The organism is Metabacillus sp. KUDC1714 (assembly GCF_014217835.1).
Classification (GTDB): domain Bacteria; phylum Bacillota; class Bacilli; order Bacillales; family Bacillaceae; genus Metabacillus; species Metabacillus rhizosphaerae.
The window spans coordinates 697,597-711,364 of the sequence record NZ_CP055263.1; the positions used below are offsets into that span (position 1 = coordinate 697,597).

Here is a 13,768-nt window from a genome sequence, read left to right on the forward strand (position 1 = left end):
TTAGTTCATCATCTGTTTTACGATCTCTTTATTGCGCTTTTTAAAGATTTCATTATGAGAAGAAACCATCCCGTTTTTAGTAGCGTCCGGTTGGATATATTGCTTAGCTTTATTTACAGCGTTGGCTGCATCTTGAAAAGCACCAGCGATTAAATGTAATTTTCCATCGTGCTTAAGAATATCACCCGCAGCGTAAATTCCATCAATAGAAGATTCGCTCGTAGCATTACCTGAAATATAATAATTTTCCGATAATTCAACATTCACTTCACTATTTTCTAGTAATGTCGAATCACGTTCATAGCCATGATTTATTATTACTTCATCAATTGGCAAATATGATACCTCTTTTGTTTCATGATTTGTCAGTTCAACACGTTCAATGTCATTATGGTTTGCACAAGCAATTAGTTTTGTTATCGAGGTGTTAAAAAAACAAGTAGCTGAACTGTTCATTAGTTGTGTTACTTGAGCTTCATGGCCTGCAAAGGTATCTTTCCGATATGTAACATAAACTTTTTTTGCAATAGTCTCTAATTCATTAGCCCAATCAATTGCAGAATTCCCTCCACCAGAAATGATGACTGTTTTATCTTTGAAACGTTTTAAAGACTTCACAGTGTAATTTAAATTAGATACTTCAAATCTTTCTGCACCTTCTATTGCTAGCTTCTGAGGATTTAATATCCCGCCGCCAACAGCAACTATAACTGTTTTCGTATAATGCTTTTGACCGGAGCTGCCTTGTAAGACAAAAATACCTGCTTCATTTCGTGAGATTGATTCTATTTTTTCATTTAACACCACTGTTGGATTAAATGTTAATCCTTGCTCAACAAGCTGTTCAATTAATTTAGCTCCTAAAATTGGTGTTTGCCCTCCAACATCCCAAATCATTTTTTCCGGATACACATGAATTTTCCCACCTAATTGAGGTTGATATTCAATTAGCTTTGTTTTCATTTCTCTAAGTCCACTATAAAAAGTTGAATATAGCCCAGCCGGACCGCCTCCAATTACTGTCACATCAAATAATTCTTGCATCATTTCCGTTCACTCCTTCATAACCAAACGTTATTGATTATCATTCTCATTTAACTATACGATGATTCTCTGCAATTTACAATCAAAATAATCATTGACATCAGAAAAAGATAGAATTATAGTTAGGAAAGAGTTGAAGTTGATAATCATTATCATTTATTTCCTTATTCTAAATATTTAACCAAATGGAGGTAGAAAATGGTTCGCCTATATACAGATAAAGTAACGATCGGCTATGGTGAACGCTTAATTGTCAAGGATCTCAGTGTTCAAATCCCAGATAAACAGATTACCACTATAATTGGACCTAATGGCTGTGGGAAATCCACCCTGTTAAAAGCAATTACTCGCATTATCTCACAGCAATCTGGTGCAGTCGTATTAGATGGAATGAATATATCTAAAGAAAATACGAAAGTTCTCGCTAAAAAAATGGCGATTCTTCCACAAACACCTGAGAGTGCAAGTGGTTTAACAGTTGGTGAGCTCGTTTCTTATGGTCGCTTCCCCTATCAAAAGGGCTTCGGACGCTTAACGAAAAAAGATTATGAAGTGATTGACTGGGCTCTAGACGTTACAGGTTCAACAGACTTTAAATTCCGACCAGTAGATTCATTGTCAGGAGGCCAACGACAACGAGTTTGGATAGCAATGGCGCTAGCACAAGAGACAGACATCATCTTTCTAGATGAACCTACAACGTATTTAGATATGGCACATCAACTAGAGGTTTTAGAACTATTGCAAAAGCTTAATGCTGAACAGGAACGGACGATTGTTATGGTTCTTCATGATTTAAACCAAGCTGCTCGTTTTGCTGACTACATCATTGCTTTAAAAGACGGACATATTGTAAAGGCTGGAAATTGCGAAGAAGTTATTACCCATGATGTACTAAAAGAAGTTTTTCATATTGATGCTGAAATTGGAAGAGATCCTCGAACAAACAAACCAATGTGCATCACTTACAATTTATTAAAAGGAGAATGTCAACATGAAGAAACGATTGATTCCATTTATTCTGCTGTTAGTGTTAATTATTAGTGCTTGTGGGAACAAGACAATAGAAGAAGAAAATAATAGTTCAGCGCCGAAAGAGAAAGAGAAAGAAACAATTACATACCAATCTGAAACTGGTCCAGTTGAAGTACCAGCTGACCCTAAGCGGGTAGTTTTATTATCAGGTTTCACTGGTAATGTGATTGATTTAGGAGTAAATGTTGTTGGTGTTGATGTTTGGTCTAAGACGAACCCAACTTTTGAAGAAGAATTAAAAGATGTAGAAGAAGTATCAGATGAAAGCTTAGAAAAAATTATAGAATTAGAGCCAGATTTAATCATTGGATTATCAAATATTAAAAATATTGATAAATTAAGTGAAATTGCTCCTACTGTAACCTATACATGGGGCAAATTAGATTATTTAACACAGCACGAAGAAATCGGTAAGCTCTTGAACAAAGAAAAGGAAGCAAAAGAATGGGTTGAGGACTTCAAAAGCCGTGCCCAAGCAGCCGGTGAAGAGATTCGAGCAAAAATAGGCGAAGATGCAACCGTATCTGTTATCGAAAGTTTTGATAAGCAGCTTTACGTATTCGGTGATAACTGGGCACGTGGAACAGAAATATTGTATCAAGCAATGAACTTGAAAATGCCGGAAAAAGTAAAGGAAATGGCCTTGGAATCTGGTTACTATGCATTATCGGCAGAAGTACTTCCTGAGTATGCTGGAGACTATGTAATTTTTAGTAAATACTCGGACGCTGATAATTCATTCCAAGAAACCGAAACGTACAAGAATATTCCAGCCGTTAAAAACAATCGAGTATTTGAAATGAGCGGGAATGGAGCCTCCTTTAGTGATCCAGTCACACTGGAAAAGCAACTCGAATTTTTCAAGAAATCATTTCTAGCTAACTAATACAACCTGGAGGGATTCTTTTTTTAAGAATTCCTCTTCACCTATTCTATGAAAGAAAAGATGAGATACTAATGCAAAAAAAAAATCAACGATCGATCCTTTTTGTATATAAACTGATTATTGGCCTACTTCTATTTATTGGTATGTTTTTTGTTGCCTGCGTTTTCGGAGCTGCAGATATTACTGTCAGGGATGTATGGTTAGCGCTTACTTCTAATGCTACTGGAGAAAAAATTTCGATTATCCGAGAAATTCGTTTACCACGTGAGATTGCTGCAATTTTTGTCGGGGCTGCCCTTGCTGTTTCCGGAGCTATTATGCAAGGAATGACGAGAAACCCACTTGCTGATCCGGGTTTACTTGGACTAACCGCTGGTGCAAATGCGGCATTGGCAATTGCTATAGCTTTTATCCCATCAGCGAATTACTTCGGTATTATGGTTGCTTGTTTTATTGGTGCTGCTGTAGGAGCCACTATGGTTTTCGGGATTGGTGCAATGAAAAAGGGCGGATTTTCACCACTCCGGATTGTATTAGCTGGCTCTGCTGTTTCTGCATTCCTTTTTGCAATCTCAGAAGGCATTGGTATTTACTTTAAACTCTCAAAAGATGTATCTATGTGGACTGCAGGAGGTATGATCGGAACCTCATGGAGTCAGCTTCAATTAATTGTTCCATTTATTTTGATTGGTATACTTATTTCTCTTTTCCTCTCAAGACAGCTTACAATACTTAGTTTAAATGAAGAAGTTGCGATTGGATTAGGCCAAAAGATAACAACAATAAAAATAATTCTATTTATTGTTAATATTATACTTGCTGGTGCTGCTGTAGCACTTGTAGGGAATATGGCATTTATCGGTTTAATGGTTCCTCATATGGTTAGGGCAATTGTTGGAACAGATTACCGGTTTATTATACCTATGTCAGTCATTTTTGGAGCTACTTTTATGCTTTTGGCCGATACACTTGGTCGTACAATCAATTCTCCTTATGAGACACCAGTAGCTGCCATTGTTTCGGTGATGGGTTTACCTTTCTTCCTGATTATTGTCCGTAAAGGAGGTAAACTATTCTCATGATTCAACCAGCACTAATAAAAAAACAACGTATCATTCTATGTGTTCTCCTAGTACTTATTATGTTGACAATTGTCATCGGGACAGGAATTGGCTACTCCTCTTTAACATATGACAGACTAATTCCAACCCTTCTTGGTCAAGGTACTTTTAAAGAAGAATTTGTTTTATTCTCAATTCGATTACCTCGAATTTTTATTACGCTATTAGCTGGAATGGCATTAGCCTTATCTGGCGCTATTTTACAAGGAATAACACGAAATGATTTAGCTGACCCTGGAATTATTGGTATTAACTCAGGAGCAGGTGTTGCAATTGCCATTTACTTTTTGTTCTTCCCAATAGATGTGGGTTCATTTGTATACTTGCTACCACTTGTTGCCTTTGTCGGGGCAATACTTACGGCATGCTTGATCTATTTATTTTCATATACCCGAAATGAAGGTCTTCAACCAGTAAAATTAGTATTAATTGGGGTTGGGTTTTCACTGGCGCTCTCGGGAATGATGATTGTCCTAATATCATCTGCTGAGCGTACAAAAGTAGATTTTATCGCAAAATGGTTAGCAGGGAATATCTGGGGTACTGATTGGCCATTTATTTGGGCAATTCTACCATGGCTAGTTATTCTAATTCCATTTACCTTATACAAAGCAAATCGTTTAAACCTCCTGGGTCTAAGTGAGCCTGTATCAATTGGTGTTGGTGTTTCAATTGAAAAAGAACGCATTATATTACTTTTTACCGCTGTTGCTCTCGCAGCTTCTGCCGTCTCTGTTACTGGAGGAATAGCCTTTATCGGGCTTATTGCTCCACATATTGCAAAAGCTTTAGTCGGACCAAGGAATCAACTATTTATCCCGGTTGCGATTTTGATTGGCGGCTTACTATTATTATTTGCGGACACAGTTGGACGGAATTTAGTGGACCCGGATGGCATTCCTGCAGGTATTATGGTCGCATTAATTGGTGCACCGTATTTTATTTATTTGTTATTGAGAAAATAGAATAGAACGGTGATAAGAGCTACCACATATAACCCCATGAGATGGAAGTTATTTCATCTCATGGGGTTTATTTAATTCCTCGTTTTTATGAAGAGAGACCATGGAACATACTTGTCATGGTCTTTCTGTCTTCCTACCTATTCAGCACTAGTCAAACACAATCTCAATTCCTTTTTCACTAGATTCATAAATTCCACATAAGATCTTCATCATCTCTACCCCGTCTTCCACTGGACTCAAAGTCTCCGTTTCATCGAGACAGGTTAATACAAAGTGATCTATTTCATTTTGAAATCCTTGAATGAAGTCAAATGTTAATGAATCTACTTGTGGAGTAGCGTTCAAAATAGTATTGTGCTTTTCAGTAATGATTGATAATTCAGGTTCAACCTCTACTCCCCCTTTTTCTCCAAATAGTTTGACTGTAATTTCATCCTTCTTAGCATGAAGAGTGAAGCTAACATCGACCATTAATGAAGCACCATTTTCAAACCGAATCAAGGCATTCGCTAAATCCTCAACGGTGTTTTTTTCTGGATCATAATCTGCCGCTTTATAGAATGATAGATTATTAACATTAGATCGATTCCCTAGCTTAGAATATGTATTACCGGTAATCGACTTCACTTTTGGTTTGCCCATTAAATACCAGCATATATCAATGACATGTACACCAATATCAATTAATGGCCCCCCACCGGATCTTTCCTTATCTGAAAACCAGCCTCCTGGATTACCTAATCTTCTTAAACATGAAGCTTTCGCATAATAAATATCACCTAGTTCATCTGCATCAATAAACTCTTTTAATAGCTTTGTATTTGAAGCATATCTTCTAACAAAGCCAACTTGTAGAACTTTTCCAGTTTGTTTTACCGTTTCTTCGATATTTTTTGCCTCTTCAACAGAGGTACATAATGGCTTTTCCACGAGAACATGTTTACCTGCCTTTAATGCTGCAATGGTAATTTCTGCGTGAGAGTTGTTCCATGTACATATACTCACTGCATCAATTGTTTCATCTGCTAATAATGAATGGTAATCATCATAATATTTAGCAGCACCATATTTAGTAGCCTTCTCCTCTGCTCTCTTTATATTCATGTCACAAACTGCATATAACTCAACTCTTTCATTCTTTTCATAAGATTGTAAATGCATATCCGAGATCGAACCAGCACCTATTACCCCTATTTTTAGTTTGCTCATTTCCATACTCCCCCTTCTATTAAACTTGTTCCCAAATACGACGAACATTGTCTAAGCTGATTTTTGAAGCCTGCTTACAATTTTCCATACCTTCAAATTCAATTGAGATATAGCCATCATAATTTGATTGCTTAATCACTTTAATTACTTCATACATATCAATATCCCCATGGCCAACAATTGAGCCTCTTAAGTAATTTCCTGTAGCTGTTTGAAACCAACCTTCCCCTGGATTATACTTAGTAGGTCGGTAATAGAAATCTTTTATATGAACCATTGAAGCATCAGAAATATTTTTCTTAACTGCCTTAATCGGATTTTCATCAACACATAGAAAATTACCGGTATCTAATGTTGTTTTAAAATTCGCCTTATTTACATGATGAAGCAGGGCTTGAACACGGTCACTTGCTTGAATAAAATACCCATGGTTTTCAACACTTGTTGTTATTCCATATGTTGCTGCATAATCTGCTATTCTTTTACAGGCATCTGTAAGTATAGGTAAATCTTTTTCAAATTGTTGAATAGAAGTTTCTCCGATTGGTCTCCAAGCCACATCATGACGCATAAGCTTTACCCCTAAACGATTGGCGATATCTACTTGTTTAAAAACTCTTTCTACTTCTTGTTCAAATTGCTCTTCATCAGACGTGATGAAGTCTGCACCTATTGCATAATTAGAAATCTCTATTCCAACATTTTCTGCCTTTTGACGAATAGCATCTGTTAAATCTGGATTATCGTCTAATGAGAAACCCATTGGGACAATTTCGATATGTTCCCCACCTTGTTCTGCTACCCATTCAATTGCTTCAAAAATATCTATTTCACCAGACTTTAGAGCTGAATACAAACTGTATGAACTTAGTCCTAGTTTCATATTTTTTCCTCCAAATAAGTTTTTGGGTTTTCTCACTGCTTTTCCTAAACTATTTTTCAACAATTAGGAAGGAGCATTGGATTATTAACAATGAAGAAGTAACTTAATCAACAGAGGAGATTCATTCACTCCTCTGTTGGAAACAGAATCTTAACTTATTGATTTGCGGACCACTTTTCAGCACGTGATTGTAAATCATCCAAATATGATTGAATATCAGGAGCATCTCCATTATGTGCCTTACTAATAAAACCATTAATAGCAGGAACTATTTCACTTCCGAAAAACGGATTTGCTTCATCAAGTAACGTTGATTTCGAAATTTGAGCGATTTCCATTGCCGTTTTCATATATTTATCCTCTTCTTCTACAAAACTAGCATCCACAAGGGTGGGAGTATTTTTAAAATTAACATAGTTCCATTCTTGAGTGATAGGTCCAGTTAGAAATTTCAAAACCTCCCATGATGCTTCTTCATTTTTAGTATCTTTTGCCATCACAAAAGGATCTACCGCAACCCAGCCCTCGCCATTTGGGCCAAGATTTAGTGTTGATTCATATCGTTCAAGCAATTCCTTATTTCCAGATGCCTTAACTTCTCCCATCGTACTTGCACCTGAAGCATCAAGATGAATGGCAATATTGTTTTTCTCTAATCCAAAGTTTTCATTTCCTTGTGTATTTAAAATACCCGGTGGAGCATATTTCACTGCCTCTTCTAACCATCCAAATATTTTGCCCATTTCTGGTGAATTTAGCTTCCATTTAATATTTTTTAAATCATTTAGGGTACCTTCTCCTCCTGAAGCTCCAAAAGCATGGCTTAAAGCTACAAAGGATGAGGCATTTAATGCTTTTCCATCCCACCAAATACCGTAGTTTTGTTCACCAGTTTTTGGATTTTTTCCAGTCATCGCCTTTGCCTTTTCTAAGACTTCTTCAGGTGATGGATTTTCTGATAAGTAGTCAACTCCCCATTCATCGAAAAGCTGTTTATCATACATAATAATTCGTCTTCCTAAGATTGCTGGAATCCCAAAATGAACACTCTTATCATAGGATTTTGTACTATAGGAATTTTCCCATACACCTTCTAAATAGATGCTAGGGTCAAAGGTAGAATCATTTTCCATCAAATCATCTAAACCTCTCAATAATCCTTGTTGTTGCCATTGGGAAGCAAATGCCCCACCAGTATAAAGAACATCAACATCGCCTGATTTTAACATTGCCGTTTGTTTTGCTTGTGCATTTTCCCACGGAACTTGATATACTTCTAATTTAATATTTGGATATCTCGGTTCAAATTCTTTTTTAATAAATTCATTTAATCCCATATTTTCAACACCGGTAATAGGATCAATTCCACTCTCTAACTGCCAACCTGCGAGAGAAACACGAACTGTACCTTCAACTTCGGAAACAACTTCCACATCACTTATTTCATCCTCATTACTAGCTGTAGAAGAACAAGCAGCTGTGATTAACATAATTAAGGCTATAAAAACAAGATAAATTTTTTTGATCATCGTACATTCCCCCAAGAATGGATTGATAAAATAATAGTCTTGTTTATTCTAAGATGATCATGTCAATTGCAATTCAATCTTCACCTCCTTAAATTAATAGCAGATTATTGTTTTATTCCCGACAAAGCTATGCTTTCAACTATAAAACGTTGCAGGAATAGGTATAGAACAATAACTGGGATAAGACTTACTGTAGTTGCAGCCATTATTACTGAAGGTAAAGGTAAATCTTTGTTGTAAGAAAACATCGCTAATCCCAATTGAATTGTGTATTTATCAGGTGTTTTCAAGGCTAATAACGGCCAAAGCAAATCATTCCAAACAGCTAAAAACTGTAAGATAATCATTGTGGCTAGTATTGGTATACATAGAGGTAAATATATCTTTATAAATACGGTGAATTCGCTTGCCCCATCAATGATTGCCGCTTCTCGTAAACTTCCTGGTAGTTGATCAATAAATGATTTTGCTAAAAAAGTTCCAAATGCATAATTCAAAGCTGGTAAAAAGAAAGCCCAATACGTGTCTAAAAGCTTAAATTCGGCAAACATGAGATATTGTGGAATCATTGTCATTTCAAAGGGGATCATCATTGTACTTAGTGCTAATAAAAGGACAATATTAGCTCCTTTAAATTTCAACTTTGAAATCGCGTAACCTGATAATAAAGCTGACGTAAGACTGAACAGTATTACTCCTACTGAGACGATTAAAGAGTTTATCATATATTTAAGCATCGGTATATTTGTAAAAGCCATTTGATACGTTCTAATAGAAAACTCTTCCGGCCAAAATCTTGGTGGAAATGGGATTTTAAGCCTAGCTGCCCAATCAAAGCTTGTGAAAACCATCCAAATGAAAGGAATAACCATAACCAACGAACCTATAAGTAAAACAGAAGTTAATATCCAATCTGATATCACTTTTGAACGATTTAAAGACCGTTTATTCATAGGCACATTACCTTTCGTAGACATCGCCTTCATCATATCCCCCCTTAATCAAAATTACTTTTTCTATTCGTAAACTGTAAAACAATCGTTAGAACAAGAATAAAGAAAAATAATATATAGGAAGCGGCAGTGGCTATTCCCATCTGTGATGATAGAAATCCATTTCGATAGATATATAGAACAGCTGTCATTAATGAGCCTGCAGGGTTTCCTGCGGTTCCTCCTATTAACCAAACATCTGTAAAGCGTTTCATGGCATTGATTGTCCCGATTATCACCATAAAAATAATAATTGGCTTTAAATAAGGAACGGTTATATAAAACCATTTTTTCAACCAGTTAGCGCCATCGACTTCAGCAGCTTCATATAAATCCTTTGGGACACTTGTTAAAGCAGCGATAAATATAATAGTGTTATAACCGAGCATTCCCCAAAGTGTCATAATAACGATACTGAACCTTGCGTATTTTGGATCGGTAAACCAACCAATTGGCTCAATTCCGACTATACCAAAAACATAGTTTAATAATCCTTCACTTCCTGGATTAAATAGAAAAGAGAAAAGAATGCTTGTAGCTACCAAAGAAACGACATTCGGTAAAAAGTAAACTCCTTTAAAGAAATTCCTCCACTTTAACCAACTGATATTGTGGATTAAACTTGCTAAAATAAATGATAAGGAAACACCTAAGATTACAGATAAAATCCCCATATAAAAAGTGTTATAGATGGATTGCCAAAACAAGGAGTCTGTTAAAACATATTGATAATTGCTTAACCCTGCCCATTCTCCAATAAAGGATTGTGAGGATTTTTTAAAACTTAGGATTAAAGCACCAATCATTGGATAAATTGAAAATACAACAATTCCTATTAGTAAGGGAGCTGAAAATAAATATCCTGTTAGATCACGGCGAGTAAAAAGTTTCTTTCGCCTAACAACTGTATGCGTAGGAGTCCCTACCGAAGTATTTAGTTCAGTCGACATAACCTCACTCCTTTAAAAAAATAAAAAACATATTTATGATGTGTATAATACTTAGCTGTAGTTTAGCCTTAACCACAGCTAAGTATTGTAATTCAAATTAAAAGGAGCAATTTATATTCTATTTAATGAAATCACTTTTTTTAGTTCGTCAGATTCATAGGCTGCCTTCACAACTTCTAATGTTCTTAATCCGTCCTCTCCAGTAATAGATGGGCTCCCTTTTATCCTTATACATTGAAGAAAGTCATCTATGAGCCCCTTATCCATGTCATCTGCCCATGATAAGTGCTGGACTTTTCCTTCTGAATCATTGTAGTAGGTCGAATGCTGTTTAAATGCATCTACTGATAAAGTACCTTTCGTACCTACAAACTCTAAGAGGACGTCACCCCAAGTTGGAAATGTTTTAGGCCGTGACCAGCTTGGATCTATTGATACAATGACACCTGATTCAAGTTCTAATGTGACAATTCCACAATCCTCTACATCAATCGAATAGAATCTCGTATCAAGCTCTGCATAAACATTTTTTACTTCATCATTAAGTATCCAACGAATGAGATCCATGACATGAACAATATGATCTGTTGCGGCACCACCGCCTGATAATTCTTTTTCGATGAACCAGCCACCAGGCATTTGTCCATGATTCGTACCATTAATGGCAACAACTTCCCCAATTGCCCCAGAGCAGATTAACTCTCGTACTCTTTGAATCGCTGGCGCAAATCTTACTGGATATGCAACCTGTAAAATAACACCAAACTCTTCGCAAACATTAATCATTTCCTTCGCATCTTCTACTTCTGTTGCGATCGGTTTTTCACATAGAATATGTTTTCCTGCACGGGCTGCAGCAATCACATGTTCTTTATGCTTTTTATTTTCTGAACACACAACAACTGCCTGAAGATCTAATTCTAGTAATCTATCCAAATTCTCTACATATTGACAGTTGAATGTTTTCGCCATTTTTAATCCTCGTTCTTCATCCTCATCCCATATGGCAGTTATTTCAACTTCAGGGTCAGCTAGTAGATGCTTTGCATAGCTAAATGCATGCATATGGGCAAAGCTAATCATTCCGATCTTCATTTAAAACACCTCCTTCTTTGTTAGCAAAGAAACGGGCTGCCCACTGTTAACTGATTCAATCGCTGCTACCGCAATCTCTACTGCTTTCATCGCATCTTCAGCAGAAATGATCGGTTTTTCATCATTTTCTAGACATTTCGTAAAGTGTTCCAGTTGTAATTGTAGCGGTGAATTCGTTCCTATACTTTTTGGTAAAGCTACTTCACCGCTATTCTGTTCTTCTTCGTTCTTTATTTTCAGTTTTATAGGATAACTTTCCCGATCACTATGTGTAAGCATCCCTTTATTTCCTGCAATTTCAAAAGCAGACTCAAATGTTTCCTTTGCCCAAGACAATTCAATATGGACAATTGTTCCGCTTAGCATCCGTAATGTTACTAACGCATACTTAATTAAATTCCCATTTTCGCCCTTCCTTTTTACCTGTTTAGCCATTACCCTTTCTACTTCACCAAATGTCCAGCGTACCCAATCAAATTCGTGGATCCCAAGGTCTAAAATAACCCCTCCACTTTTCACTTCATCCTGATACCAAGAATCTCTTCCTAGTGGATATGGACCACCTCTTGATAATCGAACAACACCAGGTTCACCAATTACACCACTCTTCACCTGATCATGTGCATGTTTATATTCTGGTAAAAAACGAAGTGTGTGGCCTACAAATAGTTGAACACCATACGTATGACAGATTTCAAGAATTGCTCTACATTCATCTAGATTTAATGCCAAAGGCTTCTCACAAATAATATGCTTGCCATGTTGAGCAGCCTTTGTTACAAACTCCTTATGCAAATAGGTTGGTAAACAAATATCGATGACATCAATATCTGTATTCAGTAGTTCTTCATATTCCGTATATGTGTTACTTCTATACTTTTCTGCTAATTGATCAACTAAACTCTTATCTCGCCCCAAGATACCGGAAATAGTAACCGCTTTCATATTAGACCATGCGTCTAGATGGAGTTTTCCCATTGTACCTGTACCAACTACACCGATTTTCATTTTTCTTTACACCTCTCTCTTCATTCAGCTAGCACTCTATGATTATTTTACAAAGTGATTTTATCTTCAGTTAATGAGGACAGCTTAATAGGCAATCCCATTTCACTCGATTTGTTTGAAGCCAACGTGACAGCAAGGGTTTTTGCCCCATCTTCATAATTAGATAAGAGAAGACCAGGATCTCCTTTCATTACTGCCTCAATAAACACACGATCCTGTTCTTGATAAAAATCCACTTTTGATTTATAGGTAATCGTAGAATCCTTTTCAACAATTAATAAGTCTGCTCCATCAATAAGAATGCGAAAATCCCTACCTAAAATCTCAACACCTGATCGATGGTCAAACTGTATCATTGAAGAATCAAGATGGCCCACTGCACCAGATTCAAATGTAACATTTACGGAAGTGACATCAGGAATATCCATATTTGGTATGTCCGATAGAACTTGCAAGCTCATATTCGCATATACATTGTCAATTTCTCCAGCTAAATAGCGCATTAAATCTAATGTATGTGTTGATTGTTCAACAAGTTGTCCGCCTGACTTATTCATCTCGCGGTACCAAGGAGTTGGAACAAATGATGTTATATAATGTCCTCTAACCATCGCGATTGACTTATCCTTTAAATACTCTTTCGCCTTAGCAACTGTATCTAAATAGCGCAAGCAGTATCCTACTCCACAAATAACACCAGAGTCTTTAATAATTTTTGCTTTCTTTTGTACAGTTTCTATATCGAGGCCTAAGGGTTTTTCAACTAGGAGATGAATTCCTCGCTTAACGATTTTTTCTTCGATATCTCCGTGTGCAAATGGTGGAACACAGACAAATACAGCATCTAATGTTTCCTTTTCTAGCATTTCATCCATATCTGTATAAGCAGAAGCATTGTATTGCAATCCCTTTTTCTTTGCGCTTTCCTCAGCTATGTCACATACAGCAACAATTTCGGCATGACTGTTTTTTGAAACATTTTCCAAATGAACTCCAGCAATACCTCCTACACCTACGAACCCTACTTTTACTTTACTCATCATTTCATCTC

Annotated in this window: 13 protein-coding genes; 4 read left to right on the plus strand and 9 right to left on the minus strand. The window is 36.4% G+C overall.

The genetic code is table 11. The features are described 5' to 3' along the window. Positions 1-1,047, minus strand: a complete 1,047-nt coding sequence (locus tag HUW50_RS03475) for an NAD(P)/FAD-dependent oxidoreductase (protein ID WP_185653689.1) — start codon at positions 1,045-1,047, stop codon at positions 1-3. A 195-nt stretch (positions 1,048-1,242) separates the two neighbouring features. Here HUW50_RS03475 and HUW50_RS03480 point away from each other — a divergent pair, with 195 nt between their 5' ends. The 4 genes from HUW50_RS03480 to HUW50_RS03495 all read left to right on the plus strand — a co-directional run bounded on the left by HUW50_RS03480 (position 1,243) and on the right by HUW50_RS03495 (position 5,051). Further along, a complete protein-coding gene (locus HUW50_RS03480) occupies positions 1,243-2,088 on the plus strand; it encodes an ABC transporter ATP-binding protein (RefSeq protein ID WP_185653690.1) in 846 nt (281 codons plus the stop codon). Next, the gene (locus HUW50_RS03485) at positions 2,039-2,965 is read left to right on the plus strand and encodes an iron-hydroxamate ABC transporter substrate-binding protein (protein ID WP_185653691.1); all 927 of its coding nucleotides are present in this window, start codon (positions 2,039-2,041) and stop codon (positions 2,963-2,965) included. The genes HUW50_RS03480 and HUW50_RS03485 overlap by 50 nt, the downstream gene beginning before the upstream one ends. Positions 2,966-3,036: 71 nt before the next feature. Further along, positions 3,037-4,047 carry a FecCD family ABC transporter permease gene (locus HUW50_RS03490; protein WP_185653692.1) on the plus strand — a complete coding sequence of 337 codons (1,011 nt, stop codon included), beginning with the start codon at positions 3,037-3,039 and terminating at the stop codon, positions 4,045-4,047. Further along, positions 4,044-5,051, plus strand: a complete 1,008-nt coding sequence (locus HUW50_RS03495; protein ID WP_185653693.1) for a FecCD family ABC transporter permease — start codon at positions 4,044-4,046, stop codon at positions 5,049-5,051. The genes HUW50_RS03490 and HUW50_RS03495 overlap by 4 nt, the downstream gene beginning before the upstream one ends. Positions 5,052-5,198: 147 nt before the next feature. Here the strand turns inward: HUW50_RS03495 and HUW50_RS03500 are convergent, their stop codons facing one another. The 8 genes from HUW50_RS03500 to HUW50_RS03535 all read right to left on the minus strand — a co-directional run bounded on the left by HUW50_RS03500 (position 5,199) and on the right by HUW50_RS03535 (position 13,757). After that, entirely contained in the window at positions 5,199-6,260 is a 1,062-nt protein-coding gene (locus tag HUW50_RS03500; RefSeq protein ID WP_066339918.1) for a Gfo/Idh/MocA family protein, read from the minus strand. Between the two features lie 19 nt (positions 6,261-6,279). Next, positions 6,280-7,143 carry a sugar phosphate isomerase/epimerase family protein gene (locus HUW50_RS03505; RefSeq protein ID WP_185653694.1) on the minus strand — a complete coding sequence of 288 codons (864 nt, stop codon included), beginning with the start codon at positions 7,141-7,143 and terminating at the stop codon, positions 6,280-6,282. A gap of 155 nt (positions 7,144-7,298) precedes the next feature. Then, positions 7,299-8,669 (minus strand): extracellular solute-binding protein, encoded by a 1,371-nt coding sequence (locus HUW50_RS03510; protein ID WP_066340370.1) that lies wholly within the window; start codon positions 8,667-8,669, stop codon positions 7,299-7,301. A 107-nt stretch (positions 8,670-8,776) separates the two neighbouring features. Beyond that, positions 8,777-9,625: a carbohydrate ABC transporter permease gene (locus tag HUW50_RS03515; protein WP_066340390.1), complete on the minus strand. Its 849-nt coding sequence runs from the start codon at positions 9,623-9,625 to the stop codon at positions 8,777-8,779. 44 nt (positions 9,626-9,669) lie between these two features. Next, positions 9,670-10,614, minus strand: a complete 945-nt coding sequence (locus HUW50_RS03520) for a carbohydrate ABC transporter permease (RefSeq protein ID WP_185653695.1) — start codon at positions 10,612-10,614, stop codon at positions 9,670-9,672. A 111-nt stretch (positions 10,615-10,725) separates the two neighbouring features. Next, on the minus strand, positions 10,726-11,709 hold the full coding sequence (locus HUW50_RS03525) for a Gfo/Idh/MocA family protein (protein ID WP_185653696.1): 984 nt from the start codon (positions 11,707-11,709) through the stop codon (positions 10,726-10,728). Further along, positions 11,710-12,717, minus strand: coding sequence for a Gfo/Idh/MocA family protein (locus HUW50_RS03530; protein ID WP_185653697.1), 1,008 nt, complete (start codon positions 12,715-12,717; stop codon positions 11,710-11,712). A 47-nt stretch (positions 12,718-12,764) separates the two neighbouring features. Continuing rightward, the gene (locus HUW50_RS03535; RefSeq protein WP_185654033.1) at positions 12,765-13,757 is read right to left on the minus strand and encodes a Gfo/Idh/MocA family protein; all 993 of its coding nucleotides are present in this window, start codon (positions 13,755-13,757) and stop codon (positions 12,765-12,767) included. Positions 13,758-13,768 lie beyond the last annotated feature (11 nt).